This is a genomic window from Thiothrix subterranea, from assembly GCF_016772315.1.
In the GTDB taxonomy this organism is placed as follows: domain Bacteria; phylum Pseudomonadota; class Gammaproteobacteria; order Thiotrichales; family Thiotrichaceae; genus Thiothrix; species Thiothrix subterranea.
In genome coordinates this window covers 2,579,029-2,601,862 of the sequence record NZ_CP053482.1, presented here as the reverse complement: position 1 = coordinate 2,601,862, position 22,834 = coordinate 2,579,029, and the positions used below count along the sequence as shown (strand labels likewise).

20 protein-coding genes are annotated in these 22,834 nt (G+C 53.2%); 6 read left to right on the top strand and 14 right to left on the bottom strand.

Features of this window, described 5'->3' with window-relative positions; genetic code table 11:
• Positions 1-30: 30 nt before the first annotated feature.
• Together HMY34_RS12835 and HMY34_RS12830 are read left to right on the top strand one after the other, a co-directional pair.
• A complete protein-coding gene (locus tag HMY34_RS12835) occupies positions 31-273 on the top strand; it encodes a helix-turn-helix transcriptional regulator (RefSeq protein WP_202715872.1) in 243 nt (80 codons plus the stop codon).
• On the top strand, positions 266-1,474 hold the full coding sequence (locus HMY34_RS12830; protein WP_202715871.1) for a type II toxin-antitoxin system HipA family toxin: 1,209 nt from the start codon (positions 266-268) through the stop codon (positions 1,472-1,474). The genes HMY34_RS12835 and HMY34_RS12830 overlap by 8 nt, the downstream gene beginning before the upstream one ends.
• On the opposite strand, the gene HMY34_RS12825 is transcribed toward HMY34_RS12830, so the two are convergent.
• Positions 1,452-2,711 carry an ATP-binding protein gene (locus HMY34_RS12825; protein WP_202715870.1) on the bottom strand — a complete coding sequence of 420 codons (1,260 nt, stop codon included), beginning with the start codon at positions 2,709-2,711 and terminating at the stop codon, positions 1,452-1,454. The two genes, HMY34_RS12830 and HMY34_RS12825, sit on opposite strands and share 23 nt — an antisense overlap.
• Positions 2,712-2,903: 192 nt before the next feature.
• Here HMY34_RS12825 and HMY34_RS12820 point away from each other — a divergent pair, with 192 nt between their 5' ends.
• The 3 genes from HMY34_RS12820 to HMY34_RS12810 are packed head-to-tail and all read left to right on the top strand — an operon-like array spanning position 2,904 to position 5,074.
• Positions 2,904-3,338 (top strand): bacteriohemerythrin, encoded by a 435-nt coding sequence (locus tag HMY34_RS12820; RefSeq protein WP_202715869.1) that lies wholly within the window; start codon positions 2,904-2,906, stop codon positions 3,336-3,338.
• The gene (locus HMY34_RS12815; protein WP_202715868.1) at positions 3,325-3,882 is read left to right on the top strand and encodes a DOMON-like domain-containing protein; all 558 of its coding nucleotides are present in this window, start codon (positions 3,325-3,327) and stop codon (positions 3,880-3,882) included. Before HMY34_RS12820 ends, HMY34_RS12815 begins: the two co-directional genes overlap by 14 nt.
• Complete coding sequence (locus HMY34_RS12810; protein WP_228287850.1) at positions 3,851-5,074, top strand: exo-beta-N-acetylmuramidase NamZ family protein; 1,224 nt, start codon at positions 3,851-3,853, stop codon at positions 5,072-5,074. Before HMY34_RS12815 ends, HMY34_RS12810 begins: the two co-directional genes overlap by 32 nt.
• 5 nt (positions 5,075-5,079) lie before the next feature.
• Here the strand turns inward: HMY34_RS12810 and HMY34_RS12805 are convergent, their stop codons facing one another.
• The gene (locus HMY34_RS12805; protein WP_228287849.1) at positions 5,080-5,898 is read right to left on the bottom strand and encodes a transglycosylase SLT domain-containing protein; all 819 of its coding nucleotides are present in this window, start codon (positions 5,896-5,898) and stop codon (positions 5,080-5,082) included.
• Positions 5,899-5,982: 84 nt separating this feature from the next.
• Here HMY34_RS12805 and HMY34_RS12800 point away from each other — a divergent pair, with 84 nt between their 5' ends.
• Positions 5,983-6,870: a DMT family transporter gene (locus HMY34_RS12800; protein ID WP_228287848.1), complete on the top strand. Its 888-nt coding sequence runs from the start codon at positions 5,983-5,985 to the stop codon at positions 6,868-6,870.
• A 90-nt stretch (positions 6,871-6,960) separates the two neighbouring features.
• Here the strand turns inward: HMY34_RS12800 and gorA are convergent, their stop codons facing one another.
• From gorA to HMY34_RS12740, 12 genes are all read right to left on the bottom strand, one after another.
• Positions 6,961-8,325 carry a glutathione-disulfide reductase gene (gene gorA / locus HMY34_RS12795; RefSeq protein ID WP_202715866.1) on the bottom strand — a complete coding sequence of 455 codons (1,365 nt, stop codon included), beginning with the start codon at positions 8,323-8,325 and terminating at the stop codon, positions 6,961-6,963.
• 82 nt (positions 8,326-8,407) lie between these two features.
• Positions 8,408-9,142: a glutathione peroxidase gene (locus HMY34_RS12790; protein WP_202715865.1), complete on the bottom strand. Its 735-nt coding sequence runs from the start codon at positions 9,140-9,142 to the stop codon at positions 8,408-8,410.
• Between the two features lie 160 nt (positions 9,143-9,302).
• Positions 9,303-13,103, bottom strand: coding sequence for an HAD-IC family P-type ATPase (locus HMY34_RS12785; RefSeq protein ID WP_202715864.1), 3,801 nt, complete (start codon positions 13,101-13,103; stop codon positions 9,303-9,305).
• A gap of 135 nt (positions 13,104-13,238) precedes the next feature.
• The gene (locus tag HMY34_RS12780; RefSeq protein WP_202715863.1) at positions 13,239-15,866 is read right to left on the bottom strand and encodes an ATP-binding protein; all 2,628 of its coding nucleotides are present in this window, start codon (positions 15,864-15,866) and stop codon (positions 13,239-13,241) included.
• Positions 15,867-15,972: 106 nt separating this feature from the next.
• Positions 15,973-17,499 (bottom strand): complex I subunit 5 family protein, encoded by a 1,527-nt coding sequence (locus HMY34_RS12775; RefSeq protein ID WP_202715862.1) that lies wholly within the window; start codon positions 17,497-17,499, stop codon positions 15,973-15,975.
• Entirely contained in the window at positions 17,499-19,022 is a 1,524-nt protein-coding gene (locus HMY34_RS12770) for a complex I subunit 5 family protein (protein ID WP_202715861.1), read from the bottom strand. The genes HMY34_RS12775 and HMY34_RS12770 overlap by 1 nt, the downstream gene beginning before the upstream one ends.
• Complete coding sequence (locus HMY34_RS12765; RefSeq protein ID WP_202715860.1) at positions 19,019-20,473, bottom strand: complex I subunit 5 family protein; 1,455 nt, start codon at positions 20,471-20,473, stop codon at positions 19,019-19,021. Before HMY34_RS12765 ends, HMY34_RS12770 begins: the two co-directional genes overlap by 4 nt.
• On the bottom strand, positions 20,466-20,765 hold the full coding sequence (locus tag HMY34_RS12760) for a cation:proton antiporter subunit C (protein ID WP_202715859.1): 300 nt from the start codon (positions 20,763-20,765) through the stop codon (positions 20,466-20,468). Before HMY34_RS12760 ends, HMY34_RS12765 begins: the two co-directional genes overlap by 8 nt.
• On the bottom strand, positions 20,765-21,703 hold the full coding sequence (locus tag HMY34_RS12755) for a Na(+)/H(+) antiporter subunit B (protein ID WP_202715858.1): 939 nt from the start codon (positions 21,701-21,703) through the stop codon (positions 20,765-20,767). Before HMY34_RS12755 ends, HMY34_RS12760 begins: the two co-directional genes overlap by 1 nt.
• On the bottom strand, positions 21,690-21,989 hold the full coding sequence (locus HMY34_RS12750; protein WP_228287847.1) for a monovalent cation/H(+) antiporter subunit G: 300 nt from the start codon (positions 21,987-21,989) through the stop codon (positions 21,690-21,692). The genes HMY34_RS12755 and HMY34_RS12750 overlap by 14 nt, the downstream gene beginning before the upstream one ends.
• Entirely contained in the window at positions 21,986-22,246 is a 261-nt protein-coding gene (locus HMY34_RS12745) for an MrpF/PhaF family protein (RefSeq protein WP_202715857.1), read from the bottom strand. Before HMY34_RS12745 ends, HMY34_RS12750 begins: the two co-directional genes overlap by 4 nt.
• Positions 22,243-22,731: a Na+/H+ antiporter subunit E gene (locus tag HMY34_RS12740; protein ID WP_202715856.1), complete on the bottom strand. Its 489-nt coding sequence runs from the start codon at positions 22,729-22,731 to the stop codon at positions 22,243-22,245. Before HMY34_RS12740 ends, HMY34_RS12745 begins: the two co-directional genes overlap by 4 nt.
• Positions 22,732-22,834: the final 103 nt, after the last annotated feature.

Sequence of the window (22,834 nt, the reverse complement as noted above, 5' to 3'; positions counted from 1 at the left end):
AAAATCCCTATTTTGATGAGTATAACCATCATGTTAGCAGCCATCGGTGAAACCATCCGCTCCGCCCGCAAAGCACGCGGCTGGAGCCAGCAACAACTTGCCGACCTGTGCCATCTCGACCGCACCACCATCGGCGCACTCGAACGCAACGATTTCAACGACCTTGGCATCCGCAAAGTCGAGCGCGTATTGATGGTACTGGGCAAAACCCTCACCACCAAAGATGTAGGCTTACCCACGCTCGACGATTTAAAGGCACAACAACATGGCTGAAGTCGACGTTTACACCGGACACGGTTCGCAACCGGCACTCACCGGACGCTTGAGTGCCAACCAGCAACACCACGTTTTCAGCTACCGCCACGATGCTCGCGAAGCCTTATCGCTGACCATGCCACTACGTCACGAAAGCTACAGCTACACACAACTGCACCCCATTTTTCAGATGAACCTGCCCGAAGGCACATTGCGCGAAGCCTTGGAGCGCATGACCGCCAAGCAATACGGCAGCGACGACCTGACCCTGCTCACCATTCTCGGCACACACCAAATCGGGCGCATGGCTTACGCACTCGCCGACCAGCCCTTGCACCATCCCACTGACCAGCCCTTAACTCTGCAAGCCTTGCTGAACAACCCCGATGCCAACCTATTCAGTGAATTATTGCAACGTTACGCCCAACAATCCGGTGTTGCTGGGGTACAACCCAAAGTCTTACTCGACCTGCAAGGGCATCTGACTTTGCCGCTGGAACACTACATCGTCAAAAGCTGGGGGGAGGATTACCCGCATCTGGGCTGCAACGAATACCTGTGCATGAGCATTGCCAAAGACGCGGGGTTGACCGTGCCGGTGTGTTACCTCAGCGACAACGCCAAGCTGCTGATCAGTCAGCGTTTCGACATTGACAGCAACGGCGAAGCCTTGGGCTTTGAAGATTTTTGCGTGCTTCAAGCCAAAGGCACAAAGCAAAAATATGACAGTTCACTGGAAAGTTGTGCCAATACCATCCGCCAATTCGTGTCGGCGGAACATCATCGACAGGCATTACATGACCTGTACAAACTCACCTATCTCAATGTCAGGATCAGAAATGGCGATGCGCATCTGAAAAACCTTGGAGTACTTTATTCACGGCTGCAAGACTTTCGTGTGGGTGAAATACCCGCGATGACGCGCACACTCGCGCCGGTATTTGATCTGGTTAGCACCGTTCCGTATTTGCCGCACGACACGATGGCATTGACCCTGACCGGCTCGAAACGCTGGCCTAAACGCAAGGTGTTGCACACGTTTGCCCGCCACCATTGCCTGCTTGATACGCAACAAATTGAGGCGAGTGATGCAGCCGTGGAACAAGCTATTCAGCAAAACCTGCCGCTGTTGGAACGCTTGCAGCAGCAATATGCGGGGTTTGCACCGATTGCAGAACGCTTGTATGCGTTGCTGATTACGCCCCCCACAACACACTAATCGGCACTGCCCACATCCCCGCCCCAAACGGCACAACATGTTCCCCCGTATACACCACCACCCCAACAAACCGCTTACTTTTCGCCATATGGTCACGAAACCAATACAAGTGTTTGAAACTGTCCTTGCTGACGGCTGACCCCGCCTTAACCTCAATACCCAACAAATCGCCGTCTTCGTTTTCGACAATGAAATCGACCTCGCGCTGTTCGCGGTCGCGGTAATGGTAAAGCTGATAGTCTTCTTCTTGCGCATCCCGTTGTGCTGCCAGTTGGGTGAAAACAAACGTTTCAAGCAGCTTGCCGTTTTTCTCACCATCCAACCGCACCTTATCGAAACGCCAGCGTAATACCGCCGCCATCAAGCCCGTATCAGTCATGAACAGTTTGTCTTGTTTGCTAACCCGCTCGTAATCCGTTTTTGTCCACGGGCGCACCCGTTCCACCAAATACAGGGCTTCCAGCGCATTGATGTACGTTTGGATAGTGGCGCGAGCCAGTGCTAACCCCGTGCCAATGCCCGCAATATCCATGAATTTGCTCGACCATGCTGCCAAGACTTCTACCAGCAATACCATACTGTCACGCCGCCGGATATTGATAATGTCCTGCAAATCACGGTCTAGCAAAGCATCAAGGTAATCGTTCAGCCAGCGCCGCGCTTCGCGCTCCTCCGATTGGCGCACCACCTCCGGGTAGCCACCACGCAATGCCAGCAGGATATAGCGATCTTTCAGCGAATATTCCCCAGTTGCCTGCAAGCTGCTATTGGGCAGAAAGGTTTCTGCAAAAGCGTTAGGCAGAAAATGCGCTGGCACACCTTTGATTTCACCCTGCGCCAGCGGACGTAAGCGGATTTTGCGTATCCGCCCCGCCAGTGATTCAGAAACACCGGGTAATGCTTGGATATTGGCAGAGCCAGTCAGCAGGAAGCGCCCCGGCAATTGCTGAACATCCACATCCTGCTTAATGGCTGGCAATAGCACGGGGGCTTTTTGCACCTCGTCAATAATCATCAGATTATCGCCGTGCCGGACAAAACCGTGCGGGTCGCTTAGCGCGGCTGCCAGCAATGTGGTGTCGTCCAGAGTGCGGTAAACCGTTGCATCGGTAGCAATCGCGCGGGCAAGCGTGGTTTTCCCACATTGGCGCGAGCCAGCTAATACCAGCACACGGCGGGATTGCAGCGCTTTACTGATGATGTGTTGTTGCCAGCGGGAATATTGAAACTGGGGCATAGTGAGTATCCTGAGTCTTTTAGCCTTTATACCATAGATCACCCGCGATTTTGACAATAAAAGTTCCGCGATTTGCAAAGTAGTTAATCCGCGATTTTAACATTAGCGCAATCGGCAAATTAAGGATAATTGAAATTCCCATCCCGCTACATCACACTTTGCGTCCATCGCTTTATCAGGAAAAACCTCACCATGCACATTGCTGAAAACGCTTTCATGCCACAGGAAATCCCCGCCATGACCCAACTCCACGAAGAAGAGCGGGTCATGCTCAACAATCTTTACACCTTGCTGGCACAGGCAACGCCGGATATTGCCAGCATCGACGCACACCTCGACGCACTGCTCCAGCACACCACCACGCATTTCGAGCAAGAAAACCGCAATATGTTGATCATCGAATTCCGCCCTTACCCGGTACACAAAGATGAACACGACCTCGCCCTCAGCGCCATGACCAGCGCGTTCGACCACTGGAAAGCCACCCGCGACCTGCCCGCCTTGCGCCATTATCTCGAAACCGAATTACCCGCTTGGTTACAACAACACATTGCGACGATGGACATGATCACCGCGCGTTTCCTGAAAATGCATCAGGACAAAGGCGGCGAGCTTGCATTCGCCTGAGTTGCCCACCGTGCTAAGCCTGCATTGCCATCCCAGCACCCCCTGCCCTGCCGTCGATGCGTTGCAGGTGCAAATAACACCCACCAAAGGCGGCTTGCACCTGCGTTACACCCTCAGCGGCACACTCGCCGCACTCAACATTCCCCGCCCGCAAGCCCCGACCGCCACCGATGGCCTGTGGGAACACACCTGCTTTGAAACATTCATTCGCGTGTTGGGTGAAAACCGTTATCATGAGTTCAACTTTTCGCCTTCGAGCCAATGGGCAGCGTATGCATTCAGGGCTTACCGAGAACGGCTGGCATGGCAAGCGCAACAGCCGCCCGTGATCAGTACCGCAGTACGCGGCAATGAATTCGTGTTGGAAGCCTTGCTTGCCAGCGCTGATTTACCCGACAATTGCACCCAACAGCCTTGGCAATTGGGGATAACAGCGGTGCTGGAAACCACCAGCGGCGAAAAGTCCTACTGGGCATTGCAGCATCCCGCCACACGCCCGGACTTCCACCATAATGACGGATTTGTACATGCAATTTGGTCTTGACCGCTTTCTAAACGATGCCAGCCTTCGCGCCCCCTTGCACGGCAAACGGGTTGCCCTGCTCGCGCACCCGGCCTCCGTCACCGCCGACTTGACCCATTCGCTGGATGCACTCGCCGCGTTGCCGGACATTCACCTCACTGCCGCATTCGGCCCGCAACACGGCATTAAAGGCGACAAACAAGACAATATGATGGAATCGCCAGATGTGATCGACCCGCAACACGGCATTCCGATTTTCAGCCTGTACGGGGAAGTGCGCCGCCCTACTCCCGCGATGCTCGACACCTTCGACGTCTTGCTGGTGGATTTGCAGGACTTGGGTTGCCGCATTTACACCTTCATCACCACCCTGCGCTATGTGTTGGAAGCTGCCGAACAACACGGCAAAAGCGTGTGGGTACTCGATCGCCCCAATCCTGCCGGTCGCCCCGTGGAAGGCTTAACCTTGCGCACGGGCTGGGAAAGCTTCGTCGGCGCGGGCGCAATGCCGATGCGTCACGGCTTAACGATGGGCGAGTTGGGTTTATGGTTTATCCGCGAACTCAAGCTCACGCTCGAATACCGCGTAATCGGCATGGAAGGCTGGCAACCCAAGCAAGCACCCGGCTACGGCTGGCCACTGGGTGAACGAGAATGGATCAACCCCAGCCCCAACGCCCCCAACCTATTCATGGCACGTTGCTACGCCGGAACGGTGATGCTGGAAGGCACCACCCTCTCGGAAGGGCGCGGCACGACCCGCCCGCTGGAATTGTTCGGCGCACCCGACCTTGACGCTCGCGCCATTATTCACACCATGCAAACCCTTGCCCCGCACTGGCTGCACGGCTGTCGCTTGCGTGAATGCTGGTTTGAACCCACCTTCCACAAACACGCGGGCAAACTGTGTGCGGGGGTGCAAATCCACGTCGAAGCGCCGCATTACGACCACGCCGCGTTCCGCCCTTGGCGCGTGCAAGCGTTGGCGTTCAAAGCGATTCGCCAGTTGTACCCTGATTATCCGCTGTGGCGGGATTTCCCCTACGAATACGAATTCGGCAAACTCGCGATTGACGTAATCAACGGCTCCACCTTGCTACGCGAATGGGTGGATGACCCGCAAGCCACCCCGGCAGATTTGGATGCACTCACCCTGCCCGACGAACAAGCATGGGAAGCCGCCCGTGAGCCATTTTTGCTGTACACGGCTTAAACGACTTAATGCGCATCTTTGAGCAGTTGCGCGATATTCCACAAACTCGGCACGTATTCCACGGCCGCTTTCAAGGATCTATCGCTCGGCTGCTTGAGGTGTTGCGCATAAAGCTCATGGTAAAAATTGGCAAAATTCAACGCTATTCCGCGACTTTCCATGTCCGCAATCAGACGTTTGACATTGCCCGAACCCCAGTTATACGCGGTAAACGTCAATAACCACGCATCGCTTTCCGCAAAGCCTGCCACATCCGCAAAATAGAAATGGTAACGGTGCAAATGCACTTGCGCCGCCTGCGTACTCAAGCTGGCATTTGAGCGTAATTTATTGATGCCCGTGGTTTTAATGGCATCACTGACATAATCCAGCGTCTGAATTTCTTTCAACACTTCCGGGGTTAATTGCCAATAGCCGTAATCGGCGGATTTTTTACCTTTTTTGCCATGCCACTGCGACTCCAGATACGCAATCAACAAAATGCTATCCGGCATCCCCTGCAAATCGGCTTTTTTCACAAACGGGTACGAGCGAATAAACGCCTGCAAATAATCATTCTTGCCGTTAGCGTCGCGCCACTGAATTTTATTGCGCACCTGTTCGCTCACTTGCAAGAAGGTGGTTTTGCCCTCGCCATGCAGCGCATTGCTCAGAAAAAACGCAAACAAATCGTAATGTTTATGCGCCAATTGTGCGATGGACGATTCCGCTGGCACTTGGTAAGCCACTTTGTGCCATGCGGGGGTTTCAGCGCGTGCCACCGTGGTGAAACCAGCCATCAAGCATAAGCACACACCCGCAAAAGTTGGTTTTAGCCACAACATAAAATTCCTGTCAGTAACGCGATTGGGGTATTTTAGCCAGCTCCATGCACCGTGCATGGATTATTTTTGGCTTTGGAGTGGATGATGCAAAAAAATACCACGCAATTCGGTTTAACGCTGGCAATTGGCGGCACGGCCTTGTTTGCGCTCAAGTCGATTTTCATCAAATTGGCTTACGCATACGGGGTGGATACCACCACTTTGCTAACCTTGCGCATGTTGATTGCGTTGCCGTTTTACGCCGGAATGCTGCTATGGCTGTTGCGCCAAGCGGATGTGGTCAAACCCGTACCAAGGGAATTGCTCATGCTGACCGGCTTGGGTTTCATGGGCTATTACCTCGCTTCTTGGCTGGACATGGAGGGCTTGCAATACATTTCCGCACAACTCGAACGCTTGACGTTGTATACCTACCCGATCATGACCACCTTGCTAGGCTGGTTGTTTTTGCGGGAAAAAATCACTTGGCAAATTGTGAGTGCATTGGTGTTAACTTACGGTGGCATTTTATTGCTGTACGCGCACGAAGCGGCATGGAACACGAATAATGCCGCACTAGGTGTAACACTGGTGACATTGGCGGCGTTGACGTTTGCGTTTTACGTGGTATTCAGCAAGCACTTGATTGGTAAATTAGGCAGTTTATTGTTCACCAGCATCGCTATGTTGGTGTCCACAGGGTTTATTTTTGTGCAATTTCTGCTGACACATGCGTTAGCCGATTTGGGAAAACTGCCCTTGCCGGTATGGGGTTATGCGGTATTGCTGGCGATATTCAGCACCTTATTGCCGAGTTTCATGGTAAGCGAAGCGATTCACCGGATTGGCGCGGCGAAAACCAGCATTGTGGGCACGGTTGGTCCCGTATTGACGATTTTACTGGCGGTGTGGTTATTGGGTGAACCGTTTGGCTGGTTTCATTTGGCGGGGATGGCGTTGGTGATGGGTGGCGTGAGTTTGCTGCGGAAATAACTTAACCGAAACGAAAAGGGCGACCAGCCGGTCGCCCCTACGAATATTATCCCCGGTAGGGGCGACCGGCTGGTCGCCCTCTTCCCGACATTATTTCATCGTAACCATTTCTTCGGCGCTGACGGGGTGAATCGCAATGGTGTCGTCAAAGTCCTGCTTAGTCGCACCCATGCGGATAGCAACCGCAAAACCTTGCATCATTTCATCCACACCCACGCCAATCGCGTGGCAACCAACGATCTTTTCTTCCGCACCGACCACCACCAGCTTCATTGCGGTCTTAGCTTTGTGCTTGACGAAGGAATAATACATTGGGGTGAATTCGGTGCTGTACACCTTCACCGCATCGCCGTATTTTTCCCGCGCCGCTTCTTCCGACAAACCAATCGTGCCAATCGGCGGATGCGTGAACATCACGGTTGGAATCAGGCTGTAATCGACCTTGCGGTCTTTCATGCCACCGAATAAACGATCACCGAGGCGACGACCGGCGGCAATCGCTACCGGGGTCAGTTGCACACCGCGCTTATTGATAATGTCACCAATCGCGTAAACACCGGGAACGCTGGTTTCCTGATAGTCGTTTACGTCGATGAACCCACCGGGCGCGAGTGGCAAACCAATGTTTTCCAAACCAATATCGTCGGTATTAGTCTTGCGACCAATCGCCCACAACAACTGATCCAGATCACTTAACGTGCTGCCATCGGCATAGTTCACGGTAAGTTTGCCGTCAGCCTGCTTTTCCACGCTGGCAATTTTCGCCGTGTCATTGAACACAATGCCGTCATGTTCCATTTGCGTGCGCAGTGTTTTCTGCATCAAGCTATCGAAACCGATCAACACGGGGAAACCTTGGTGCAGCATGTGCGTTTCTGAACCGAGGGCATTCAACACGCCCGCTAATTCCAACGCAATGTAACCGCCGCCAACCACCGCGACTTTTTCAGGCTGCTCGTCCAGCTCAAAAAAGCCGTCGGAGCTGATGCCGTGTTCTGCACCGGGAATATCCGTTGGCACAATCGGGCGACCACCCGTGGAAATCACGATATGGTCAGCGGTATAGGTTTCGCCGTTCACTTCCAGCGTTTTTGCATCAACAAAACGCGCTTGCCCTTGGATCAGGTCAATGCCCGCTTCGGACAAAAAGCTATCCATGTACCAGTCGGTAATGCCACCGATCATATTGTCGCGCTTGTTCACCAGCTTGCCCCAATCGAGCTTGCCGGGAACGGTAGCGAAACCGTAATCCTGCGCATCGTGCTGGGCATGAACCAAGTTCGCGGCAAACCACATCACTTTTTTGGGGACACAACCCCGATTGACGCACGTACCGCCGAGGTCGTCATTGACTTCCACGACCGCGCACTTCGCGCCGTGTTTCGCAGCCTTTTCGACCACTGACAAACCACCGCTGCCCGCGCCGATGGCGATTAAATCGTAATGTTGGCTCATGCTGTTCTCCGTAATTCTTGCTGTACTTTATACAACCAGCCGTAGAGACGCAAAATTTTGCGTCTCTACCTATCGAGGGGTCTTATCGTGCGCTCAACCACGCTTCGAGTTTGTCCGAACCGCCAATCAACGCGCCGTTGATAAAGACTTGTGGCACCATGTCAACGCCTGTAACTGCACGCAAACTGCGGTTAGTGTAGTCTTGGTTCAATACCAGTTCGTCGAAATCAACGCCAGCGTCATGCAACAGACCCTTAGCTTTGGCGCAGAACGGGCATCCTGGGCGTGTGAATACTACAACGTCAGCCGGGGCAGTCGCTTGTGGTGCAACATAAGCCAGCATGGTATCAGCGTCAGACACTTCAAACGGGTCGCCCGGTTTGTTGGGTTCGATAAACATTTTAGCAACCACGCCGTCTTTTACCAGCATGGAATAACGCCATGAACGCTTGCCGAAACCGATGTCTTGCTTATCAACCAGCAGCCCCATGCCGTCGGTGAATTCGCCGTTGCCGTCTGGGATGAAGGTAATTTTGTCGGCTTTCTGGTCAACTTTCCACTCGTTCATGACAAACGTGTCGTTGACCGACATGCAGATAATTTCATCCACGCCATTTTGCTTGAAGGTATCCGCCAATTGGTTATAACGCGGAACGTGGGTAGAAGAACACGTCGGGGTAAATGCACCCGGCAGTGAGAAAACGATGACAGTCTTGCCCGCAAACAGCGCGTCGCTGGATACATCGACCCACGCATTGTTTTGGCGAGTACGGAATGTGACGCTAGGAATGCGTTGACCTTCTTTATTTTCAAACATGGGAAGCTCCTTTTGAGAAAAAACAATTTAACAATTACTTAACAATCTATAAAACTGATTGGAATGGGCGCAGTATAAGCAGGTGCTGATGGATTTCATAGTGGATTATTTCTAACGTTGCATTCGATTTATTCGATGCAACGCCAGAATCAAAATACGCCTAACCTTCCCGCAACAAAATACCCAAATCCATCAATGCCGCATTCGCCCGTGAAATTTGCGATGCCATCACCAAGGAATGGTTAGCCACAAAACTGTAACCACTGCCATTGAGGATAACCGGACTCCATATCATGGCTTGTGTATCTTCCAGCTTATTAATGATTTGGCGCAAACTCACCAAAGCATTTTTCTGACGCAGAATATCCTCAAAATCAGCTTCAATCGCTTTCAATAAATGTAACAGCGCCCAAGTTTGCCCCCGTGCTTGATAAAACACATCGTCAACCTTTAAACGCGGGGTTTTCACGATCACTTCATTAGGGTCATCGGTTGCCGGTAACACTTCGGGTTGCAACTCAATGCCGGGTACGGGTGTCGCACTGCCGTCACGTTGCATCGCCGCGCCCTCTTCTTTCACTTGGCGAATACCAACGCTGGCACTCAAGGCAATGGATAGCGAACCCATTTGGCGTTGCACCTTATTCAACCAGTTATTCAGGTTATCCGAACGTGCATAAAACTGTGCCTGACCTTGCTGCAAGCGCTGCAAATACGCCTCCAATGCTTCCGCGCCATCATTGAATTGGCTTTCTGTCGGGGGAAATAACCACAGCTTGCCATCAGTATTCAACCGCAATTGCGCCCTCACCAAGTCCGGGTCGGCGGCTGACTGTGATTGCGAACGGCTCAAATCATCCCGCATTGCCAGCGACATATCCCGCAGTTGGGTCAATACACCCAATTCCCAGTTCGGAATATTGTCCATAACAATGCCTGGCGGGGTCACATCATTACTCAAATAACCACCGGGCTTATCCAATAACGTATTGGCAATGTGCACCAAGGTAGCGGTGGTAATAACACCGGGGCGCAACGGCTCATTCGCACTAACACCCACCATCTGCCGCGCATTGGCACGCACGTCAAAGGTATCCGGGTCACGGCTCCACAAAAACATCAAGAGCGCCTGCGTGACCAAGAAAATAATCAGGAAAAATTGCAGCGTCCAACGCAAACCTTTTTCCCGCCAGAAACGCGGGTCAAAATGCCGTAACAGGTAAATCAAAACGGCACGCCCCCAACCTTCCACATTACGTTGCATTGCCTTTTCAAACTCCACGACCACAAAAACCAATGAACCAACGCCGACTATCCAGAACCACGCATACAAATCAATTGCATCCGTGCCAAATACGCCCTGAAAAGCAGGCATATACGTAAACAACCCCTGTAATACCAATACGGAGACAATCGCGGCTAATAACCACGGATTTTCACGCAAGCTTGCCCATTGCCACCCCGGTTCACTCGCATGGCGCACACTCAACAAGTAGAAAATCTGCCCGATTACCAAGGTATTCAGCGCTGCCGTGCGAGCCGCCTCCAAGGTTTCACCGCGCTGCAATTCCCAGTGGAAAATGGCTAATACACTCACCAAGAGCAGCCCCGATACCAACAACAGCCGCCACACCAAGAAGCCACTGATTAACGATCCCACCGGCTGTTCGATGGGTTGCCCGCGAGCAACCGGTAACGCCGCTTTTTCAAACGCCAAGGTGAGTGCCAAAATACCCGCCGTCACCAAATTGACCCACAACACTTGCACCGGCATCAGCGGCAATGCCAAGCCAAACCATGACGCCAAAATAATGGCAGCGGCTTGTGCGCCATTGGTCGGCAACATGAATTGCACCATTTTGTAAAAATTCTGAAAGACCTGACGGCCTTCCTGCACTGCCGTCATCAGCATGGGCAACTGATCACGCATCAACACGATTTCCGCTGACTGCCTAGCGGCTTCCGTGCCATGAATACCGGGAGCCACCCCAACATCCGCCTGTTCCAGTGCGGGCGTATCGTTCACCCCACCGCCAAGCATTACCACGCGCTCACCGTGTGCTTGCAAGGCTTTGACTAAACGTAATTTTTGTTCCGGGCGTAACCGCGCAAACACATCAACGTGCATCACCGTTTCTCGCAAGGCATTCTCATCCAATGCGTCCAAATCAGCGCCGGTTAACACCGTTTCACCGTCACCAATGCCCACTTGTTTGGCTAAGGCGCAAGCAGTCAGCGCGTGATCCCCCGTCAGCATTTTGACGGACAATCCCGCTTCTTGGCAGGCTTGTACCGCTGCCAATGCTGACGCTTGCGGCGGGTCGCCGATGCCCACCACACCCAATAACACCATCCCGTAGCCCACATCCTGATGCGTTAGGGTTTGCAACAGTGCGTCGGGTTGGCGGCTGGCAATCACCAACGGCTTCATGCCCTCTTCCGCAAGCTTTTTCAGTTTGTCTTCCCAGACATCTTGTTGCAATGGCTCAAGACCCGTATCGGTTTGCACATGACTGCAACGCGGCAAAATGGCTTCGGGTGCGCCTTTCAACGCCACATACTGCGCCCCCGTTGCATCTTGACTTAGCGTCGCCGCATAGCGGTAAGTTCGATCAAATGGAATACTTGCCAGGCGGGTAAATTGCTGCCGCAATGCGTCAGGCTCCACCCCACATTTATGCGCCATTACCAGCAATGCCCCATCCAAGGGGTCGCCCAGCACTCGCCAGTGTTTATCCAACTGCTGCAACTGTGCGTCACTGGCTAATACAGCGGCTTGGGCTAAACGTTGCAAATCAGCGCGGTCATCGTGTTCGGGCAGCTCAAAACTTTCGCGCAAAATAGCGCCTTGTGGGGCATACCCCGCTCCCTGCAAGCGCACGCCACCACGCGGGGTAATCACCTTTTGCACGGTTAATTCATGACGGGTCAGGGTATGGCTTTTATCCGTACACACCACGCTCACCGTTCCCAAGGTTTCCACGGCAGCAAGCTGGCGCACCATCACATCCTGTCGCGCCAAACGCCTGACACTGATCGCCAACATAATCGCAAACAACGCCGGTAAACCTTCCGGCACAATCGCGACTGCAAAACTCGCCATCGCTTGCAACAACCCCTGCGGGCTATGTCCGCTCACCCCCGGCGTCAACCAGCCAATCAACAAAATCAAAGCCGCTGCTGCTGCCAATACCAAGGCCACCGCATTCATCAGGCGCTTTAATTCATCACCCAGTGGGGTAGCATACGGCTCGTTACTATCCAGCAAGGCATTCAGCATCCCCAATTCGGTACGTGACCCAGTGGCAACCACCACACCCCGCCCTTGCCCTGCCAATACCAACGTTCCCGCATACGCCATATTGCTGCGGTCTGGCAGGGCAGTATCAGCATCCAAAGGACTAATGCCTTTCAAAACAGGGGCGGAATACCCCATTAAGACCGATTCATCCAACTGCAAACCGTCGCTGTGCAGCAAACGCACATCCGCTGGCACTTGATTCCCGGCTTCCAATAACACCACATCACCCGGCACAAGCTGCTCAGCGGGCAACGCTTGTACTTGCCCATCACGCAATACCGGCGCGGTGGGTGACAATAAGCGCTGCACCGCTTCCAACGTTTTCGCCGTGCGCCGCTCTTGCAGCAAACCCAACACAATATTGAGTACGACCACTCCCAGAATTACCAAAGTATCCAGCCACAACTGCAACATCAGCGTCAGTGTCGCGGCTAAGAGCAAAATGTAAATAAAATGATGGTGAAATTGGTGCAGCAAGCGGTTGAAGAAACCAGCGCGTTGCGGTGTGGCAAATCGATTAAAGCCGTGTTGCCGCAAGCGTAATTTAGCAGATGCGATACTCAAACCTTGTTCTTGGGTATCAAGCTGTTGCAAAGCAACCTGCGGTGCAAGGCTATGCCAAGGGATAGAATCGGTTGTGCTTGGGGTGTCGTTGAACATCAGCGTACTCCTTACAAAATAACCCTACACAAGTCCACCAAATTCCTACCTTTTTACTAGGAATTAAATTTACTATAAAATAAGGCAAAAAGTACTTTCAACAAACCCTTTGTTTGTGGTGTTTGCAACGCAGACTTACCCAAGCAAATCCATCAGCGTTTGCAATAACGCGCTAGGTTCAAACGGTTTCGCCACATGCGCATTCATCCCCACCGCTAAACAACGCTCTTTTTCTTCACGCATTGCATTTGCCGTCAGTGCGACAATGGGCATGGCTGCGTAACGGGTATCAGCGCGAATCAAGCGGGCTGCTTCGTAACCATCCATCACCGGCATTTGAATATCCATTAACACTGCGTCATACGCGGGCGGCAGGGTGGCAAAGATTTTTCTCACACCATCCCGACCGTTATCCGCACATTCCACAATCGCGCCGTATTGCGTGAGGATTTCGGAGGCAATCAATTGGTTAATCGGGTTATCTTCCACCACCAAGATGCGTTGATGGTGCAACGGTGTGCCAAGCATAGGGGATGCGGTACTCACCACATGCGATGGATTAACCGCAGACGAACGCGCATGTGCCAAGGTAAGCGTCATGCTGAACCGCGAACCCTGACCGGGTTCACTGCTCACCGTAATCTCACCGCCCATTAAATCCAACAAGCGTTTCACAATGCTCAAACCCAAACCCGTGCCACCGTAACGGCGCGTCGTGGAATCATCCGCTTGCGAAAACTCCTGAAACAAACCATTCACCGCCACGCTATCCATACCGATGCCGGTATCTTCGATGCAAAAGCACAAGCGACTGCTGTTTGCCCCGCGTTCCAATTCATCAATGTACAACGCCACATGGCCTTGGCTGGTAAATTTCACGCCATTGGTGAGTAAATTGGTGAGTATTTGTTCCAAACGCAAGGCATCGCCTAAGAAAAAGCCCTGCTCCCCTTCCAACTGCGGGCTGCGTAGCTCAAACAATAGCGCCACGCCTTTTTCCAGTGCTTGTTGACGCTGCAAACTTAGCGCATTACTCACCACGTCTTCCAAACGGAAAGGGGTCATTTCCAGCGTTAATTTGCCCGCTTCGATTTTGGAAAAGTCGAGGATGTCGTTGATGATGCGTAACAATGATTGAGCCGCGTGCTGTATTTCAACCACGTAATCGTGCTGCCGCTGGTTCAAATCACTGCCCAATGCCAAATGGCTCATGCCAATAATCGCATTCATGGGGGTGCGGATTTCGTGACTCATATTGGCCAGAAACAAGCTTTTGGCTTTGCTGGCTTCTTCCGCTTTCGCCGCCATCGCGAGGGAATGTTCAATGGCTTGCGCTAACTTGAGGTTGGTTTCCCGCAACGCCACTTCCGAGCGATGCCGTATCACCGCCGCGCCGACCGATGCCGCCATCGAGGTAAGAATGGCCTGATCTTCTACTCCCCACTGGTAATCACTGTAGCAGTTATCAAAACCGATAAAGCCCCAAAAGCGCCCTTCCACGTTCACGGGGACAACCATCAATGACACAATATCTTGCGCTTCTAAAATAGCGCGTTCTGTTTCAGGAAAACTAGCCACTGACCCAGACACCGCTCGCCCTTGAGACAGCGTATCAAACCAACGTGGAAACAAGCCATCAAACGACAAATTTTGCAAATCAGGGTTGTCGATTTGAAGACTCACACCATCACGCACCCATTCGTAACGTTGACTCATGAAACGTTCAGCCGTGAGCGGGTCAACGTGGTATTCAAATAAATACACCCGATCTTGGTTGGTGGCACTCCCCACGGCTGCCAATGCCTGTTGCATGGCTTCATTGATGCAGGGTTCAAATAACAATGCCTGCATTGCAATCGCTACCGCTTCAAATAACGCATCTTTGCGCAACAACAAATCTTCAGCTTGTTTACGCTCAGTAATATCGCGACCGGTTTCAAGAATGTATTCGGGTCGCCCTTGCGAATCCCGAATCAGCCGGTGACTGCTATTACACCAATAATGCGAACCATCTTTGCGAATGACATCAAGATTCACATCAAAGGCAATATCACACTGCGGGTCGGCTAATTTCTCTGGGGTTAAATTGTCTGCCACCAATTGCTTGAGTCGCACCAACGATTCCGGTGTCATCAAGTGCTCAAACGGTAGACAACGAAATTCCGCCGCGCTATACCCGGTGCGCTGATACAGTGAGGGCGTGGCGTACAACACACTCATATCGAGATTGAGCACGCCGATGTAGTCGTGCATGTTCTCGGTAATCAAATTAAACAGGCGGGTTTGTTCACGGGCTTCCGCTTCAGCCTGTTTACGCTTGGTAATGTCGCGCACGTCGACCACCAATTTACAGCCATCTTCATGGCGGTTAAGCGAGGCCATGAACCAGCGTGTTTCCCCTTGAATCACTAACGGGTATTCGTAACGACGGTTCTCGCCAGTACGCCGCACGTATTCAGCGCATTCCAAATAAGGCTCACTGGTATCCGGCGGCAGCACCGCTGTAATGGGTTTGCCGAGAAAGGCTTCGGGCGGTGCGAATAAGAGTTGGGGGGAACGGCACTGAACGTCCAACAAGCAGTCGTCAGCATCTATCAGGAAAATTAAATCACTCATGGACGACATCAAGGTCTGGTAACGTTCCTCGCTGCGCTGGAGTGCTTGGCGCGTTTGTGCCAATAAGACGCGCAATGTGTGCGGATCATCAGGCAAATCGCCCACCGTTAATAACTCGGCGGGGTGAGTATCGGGGTAGCAATTCATGGGGTTCCCTAACGGTGCTTATCATTTTAATGGGTAACAGCACGTAGCATATCGCCCTAAACGCTAGGTTTCCACACCATCCAGAACAAACGCATTAAAGATTTCATCAATCAGATAAATAATGCCTATGCTTACTGCGCGATTGCCGCACCCAATGCCACCCACGGTAGCCAGCGTGCGCCAACAACACCGGCACATCCCCCGCTGGAATACGCGGCAATAACGCCAAAGCAACCATCCCCAAGCCCAGCAAAATCGGCACGACATCCCACCACTTAAACGCCGGTAGCGCAAACAGAAACGGCCACCACAACACCCATTCCACTAAAATAGCCCACCCCAACCATTGTGTCAGACCGGGGGAAGTGCTGGTGTGATGGCTGGATACAGCCTCATGCTGGCGGCGATAACGCCACAAACTCCACACAAAGCGCCCCATCAGCAAAGTGGTTGCCAAGCTGCTCAGCCATAAACCCAGCGCCAAGTGCTGCCAATCGGCTGGCAATGCCGCTTTCACACTGCCTTTTGCCAACGCGCCACTGGTCAATGGCACGCCGATCAACACCAACGCCAAGACCACCAGCACACCCAATAACCACCAAGACAAGGTTTGCTTAAATAAGCCCACCCCAAGGAATAATGCCCCTTTCACCCAAGCATGGTGTGCCACATACAATAACAACGCCATTGCCAACATCGCATCCGCAGGGGCTTGCAATACCAATCCCGTCAATAAAGTCAACACCCCCAACTGACTCATGGTCGAATACGCCAGAATCACTTTCGGCGCGGTTTGCCGCAAGCCAAACACCACCCCGTAAAACGCGCCCACCAATCCCAGCCACACCAACCACTCTGCCACCCACACCGTGCTGGCTGCACCCGCTGGCAGAAACCGCACCAAACCCAGTATCCCCGCTTTCACCATCACGCCGCTCAACAATGCCGACACCGCCGGAGGGGCTGCACCGTGCGCAATCGGCAACCACACATGCAAACCCGGCAATGCCACCTTAATTCCCAAGCCCAGCGTCACCAATATCACCGCAGCGAGGGGTAAATCCTTGCCCACCACCTCACTGAAATACACACTCCCCACCGCCCCCGCCGTGAACACTGCACCGGCAAACAACAACACCTCACCCAACACCGTCCAAATCAGGTAAATGCGCCCAGCACGGCGCGTCGTCACCGACGCCTGTTGCGCAATTAACCCATACGCCGCCAGCCCCATTAAGGCAAAACCCAGAAAAAAGCTCCCCATGTCCTGCGCAATAACCAACAACACATTGCCGCTCAAGGTCAACAGGAAAAACACCCGAAAACGCCACCAACTTGACCCCGCAGGCGTACCACTCACACTGTACAAACCTGCTAACAACCACAATAGTGCTGTCACCAGTAAAAATACCTGCCCTGTAGCATCAAGCCCCCATTGCGCTCCCAATAATACCCAAGGCAACGCCACCGACGTTCCCACTGGCAACACAAACGCTGCGACTAACGCAGGCAATGCAGCCACCGGCAAGAGCCATTGCCCAATACGGTCATTCCCCACCAAGGCAAAGCACAGCGGTAACAAGGGCGCTAACAGCAATAAAAACGGTAACTCCAGCAGCACGGGTTGCAACATTATTTGTACTCCCTAGCGGTGATCAATTGCGCCCACTCCAACGGACTAAACGGCAAAGACGCGAACAAGCCTGCCAATAACGCCAAACTCGCGGTAATCACGGGCGGCCACAACAACATGCCATGCGTTTCCCAACGCTGCGCCTTAATGTGTTCGTCTGGCCAAGGGTCAGCAGGCAAAAACCACGCACGGTACAAAATGGGCAGAAAATACGCCGCGTTCAGCAAGCTACTGGCAATCAACACCGGCATTACCCACAGCAATACCCCTGCTTCCAACGCCCCCAACCCCAAATACCATTTGGAAATAAACCCCGCCATTGGTGGAATCCCAATCATCCCCAACGCCCCCAAGGTAAATGCCAACGTGGTTAGCGGCATTCGTTTGCCCACCCCGTTCATTTGACTGACGCGGTGAATCCCCAAGGTTTCCGCGTAATTACCGGCGGCAAAGAACAAGGTAATTTTCATCAAGCCTTGGTGAACCAAATGCACAATACCGCCCACGGTCGCCAACGGGCCTAGGATTGCCGTCCCCAAAATGATGTAAGACACCTGACTCACCGTCGAATACGCCAAACGTTTTTTCAACTCATCCTGAAACAATGCCAAGGTCGATCCGTACACAATCGTGAACGCCGCCACTATTCCTAATGGCACTAATACGCCCAAGACAGCGGCAAACTCCACCCCATACACATCGTAAACCACGCGCACAATCCCAAATGCCCCTGCTTTCACCACCGCCACCGCGTGCAATAACGCACTGACCGGCGCGGGCGCAACCATTGCTTTGGGCAACCAACCGTGCAACGGCACCAAAGCGGCTTTGACCCCCAGACCCACGATCATCAGCAAGAAAATCCAACGCAAGGCGCTGTGCGTTTCCGCAGGCAAGGTATCCAGAATCCCCCCTTGCACAAACGTCAACGGCCCGGCAATCGACTTCAACCACACCACTGCCACCAGCAACAGCAATCCACCCGTGAAGGTATAAGCCAAATACAAACGCGCAGCTTTGCGGGCTTCATGCGAGCCTTTGTGCGCCACCAAGGGGTAAGTCGCCAAGGTCAAAAACTCGTAAAACATCACAAACGTCACCAGATTGCCCGCCAACGCCAAACCCACGGTTGCCGATACGCACAAGCTGAAAAACCCAAAGAAGCGGCTGCGGTGCGGGGAATGCTCCAGATACCCAATCGCATAAACCGTTGTCACCAACCACAGCAAGGCAGATAAGGTCACAAACAACATCGACAATGCATCGGCGTGCAATAGCAATTCCAGATTGGGCGCAATCACCCAGCGCACTTCGTACACCTGCCCGTGATACACCCCCCACAGCAAGACCCCAACCAATGCCAACTTCACCACTGCCGCCAGCAAATTCAAGGTGGTGCGTAAGCGATGGCTGCCTTCCTGCACAAAGAAAATCACCAAACCGACGCTAAACGAACTCAGCACAATCCACAGCGGTAAATTTTTTCCCAGCGCTTCGGTGAGAACATTCAATAACTCGTTCATAGCCCTGCCCCTGTGCCAGTGTGCGCCAACCATGACCACAGACTCATTGCCCCTAAGCCCAGCCCAAAGGTTGCCAGCAATGCCAATGCCAAGGCAGGCATTTCCTGCGTAGCCGCCACAATCGGGCGCTTAACCGCTGGCAAATGCCCGAAAGCGTGCCCCAACAAACGGAACACATAAGCGGTTGCCAATAACGACCCCGCCACCAAGACCAGCACCCACCACCATTGCCCCGTCTTAAACGCCGCATCCAACAAATACCACTTACCCAGAAACGCCCCACTCGGTGGCAAGCCCACCAAGGCAATGCCCGCCAACGCAATCACAAACGTGGTCAATGGCAAGGCTTGCGTCGTACCACTCAATTCGCGGATACGGTCATGCCCGGCGTATTGCATCAAAATCCCCGCTGCCAAAAACAATGCCGATTTCGCAAACGCATGAGACAGCGCAAACAACACCATTGCCCCAAACAACCAGTGCCGTGCTTCGCCCTCCAACACCATCAACAGCGGGAAAAACATCACCAAATAGCCCAATTGCGCCACACTGGAATACGCCGCCAATAATTTCAAGCGTTCTGCCCGCAACGCTGACCAAGACCCCCACAACACTGCCATTGCACCCAATGCGCCCAAAACATTCGCCAGCAGTGGCGTTGTCAACGGTGCAAACACCTCAAACCACAGCCGTACCACCAAATAAAATGCCGCTTTCACCACCAACGCCGATAATGCCGCACTCACCGGCGCGGGCGCATTAGAATGCGCTGGAGGCAACCAGAAATGCAGCGGGAATAACGCCATTTTCAACGCCAACCCTGCCAACATCAGCAACAGCGCTGCCCAGCCCAAGGGGTTAACTTGCAATGCCTCGGCAATTTGCACAGCGTTCAGTGTGCCGTAAGCGGCATACAGCAAGGTGATAGCCATTAGATACAGCATCGACCCCAATAGCCCCACCACCAGATAGCGCAAGGCTGCCCGCAATGCCGCCCGTTTCGCCCCTAACGCGGTAAGTGCCGACGCTGAAATTCCCAACAATTCCAAAGTGACATACACATTGAACAAATCACCCGCCAAAAACAACGCATTCAACGCCGTGGCTAACAACAACCACAACGGCCAAAACAATTCATGCTGACGCTGCGCCCGAAAATACTGCCGCGCATACACACTGCACCCCAACACCACCAGACTGCTCATCAGCACCATGACAGCCGCCAAACCATCCGCGTACAAGCTGATGCCCAGACCGATTTCCCAGCCACCCAGCGCCAGTTGTTGCACTCCAGCGTGTTGCACCACCCACAACAGCCAGACCGCGCATCCCGCCGTTAATGCGCTGCTGATCCAACCAATCGTCGCCGCGCGTTGCCGCCACACCGTTGCCAGCAATGCGCCCAGCAACGGCAGGCTAATTACCCAAACGACACTCGCAGCTTCATTCATCGGTTGCATCCTCCAAACGGCGGATAATCACCAATGCCAACGCTGTTGCACTGACAGCCACCACAATGCCGGTCAACACCAAGGCATGAGGCACAGGGTCGGGGGGCAGATTTTCACCGCGATACGCCACCGCGATCAGCGTCAGAAACACCCCCGCACCCATCACATTCAAGCTAATAATTTTGCGCACATAATGGGCATGTAACCAAGTTCCCCACAAACCAATGGCGAACAGGAAAATGCCAGCGCACACATACAAAAACTGCGGATTGATTGCACTTAACCCCGCCATCACGCTGCCTCCTTCTGCGGTATCCCGCCCATGAAAGCCAACGTCAGCGTCATCCCAATCGACACCGTAGCCAGCATTTCAATCAATAATATCCACCATTTTGCATAAGCGACCGGGTAATGCAGGAAACCCTGCCCCCACCCCAACAGCCCCAAACCCACCAGCAAAAACACACCCGTTCCTGCCACCAAGCCCAAACGTACCAACCAACGTGTCGTCGGCAACCCCGCATGGGAATACCCCGCCAAGCGCAGCAAAATGCCCGCCCCCGCCAGCAATGCCCCCGCCTGAAATGCTCCACCCGGTGAATGCGCTCCCGCCCACAGCACATAACCCGCCATTAGAATCAATAAGGGCACCAACCACACCGCCAATTGGCTGAATGCGGCTTCCGTCACATACGCCGAACGCACATACCCCAAGGCACGAATCCCCAAAATGGCCGCCAACAACACCGCCAATTCCAACAAGGTATCCCATGCTCGGAAATTCAATAACACCGCTGTTACCGGGTGGCTAACCCCGCTGAATGCCAAGTGCGCATCGACCGCCGCGCCTTTGCGCCAGGTTTGTTCCACCGTGGGCAATACCGAGAACAAGCCCCACGCAATCATCGTTCCCAGTACCATTACCAACACGCCCGCGCCCCATAACACCACAGGGTGTTGTGGAAACTGATCGGTCTGCTGATGCGTATCGCGCCGCAAGGTTGCCATTAACAACGCCCCGCCCAACCCCGCCCCAATCGCGGCTTCCGCCAGTGCAATATCCGGGGCGTGTAACCGCGCCCACACCAACGCCAATACCAAACCAAACACGATAAACAGCATCATGCTACGCCGCCGATCACTGCTCAGTACCGCCGCCATTGCCAATAACAACAACACCGCCACCAGCAACAGATCCAAAATGCCCCATAAGCCATCAAGCAGATTCATCGTGTCCCTCCTGTTGCCGGTGCAGGAATACCGCAATCAAATGCGCATTCACCGCACTCGCCACCAATGCCAGCAACCACACCAAGACGAATTTAATCGCCCACAACACATCGGGTACTTGGAATAGCAAGCCGGTCATCACCAACCCCAAGCCCAAATTATCCGCCTTAGTCAGGGCATGAAGCCGCGCAAACGTATCGGGAAACCGCCACAACCCCAACAAACCGGACACAAAGAAAAACAAACCCAGCACCAGCAATAGCACGGAAAGCGCATCAAGGATCATGATTTGCCTCCCCGCTGCCGGTGGGTAAAGACTGCCGTGACCACAACCGCCAGCATCACCAGAACCAAGGCGGTATCCAAAAACGCCCGTTGCTGCATCACCACTGCCAGCACCAGCAACATCGCGACACCCAACGTTCCCAACAATTGCACCGCCAACAAGCGGTCAGTTAACCGCGTCCGCGCTAACATAATCAGTAAACTGATGAGTAACACCAGGGCTAATACCACCACTAGCGCCAATAGCACCGTATTCATAGCGCCCCCTTGTAACAAGGCAATGCAAACAAATCACAAACCCGCTGTTCCAAACGGGCTAAATCTTCCGCTACCGCGCCACGATCATCGAGCACATGCAAGCGTAACTTGCCATTTTCTGACACGCACACACTCAACGTACCCGGCAATAAACTGATGCAATACATAAAAAACGAGCGGATTGGCCCTTGAGGAAAAATAAGACGGTATTCATAAAAGGCCACCGACAATGACACGCGCGGTTGCCACACCCGCAACGCAATATCCAAGCCACCACGCAAAGATTCGCGCAGGAAAAATACCGCAAAGCGCAATGCACCAAGGAATGAAAACGTTAAGGGATAAGGGGCATGGCGCTGCAACCGATAACTCCACAGCGCCAGCATAATGAACGGCAACCCGACCAGCAAAGAACCGAGATCACCGCTGGTCAATAATAACCAGAGTGCCAGCAACAATATAAATACGATGATAATCAATGGCATAACATGTTACCCTCTGCTGGATTATTTCCTAAAAAAACAATCAAGAATGGGATTAATATAGTAAACGTATTGAATAGCCGCCAATTTACGTAAGATTGCTTAA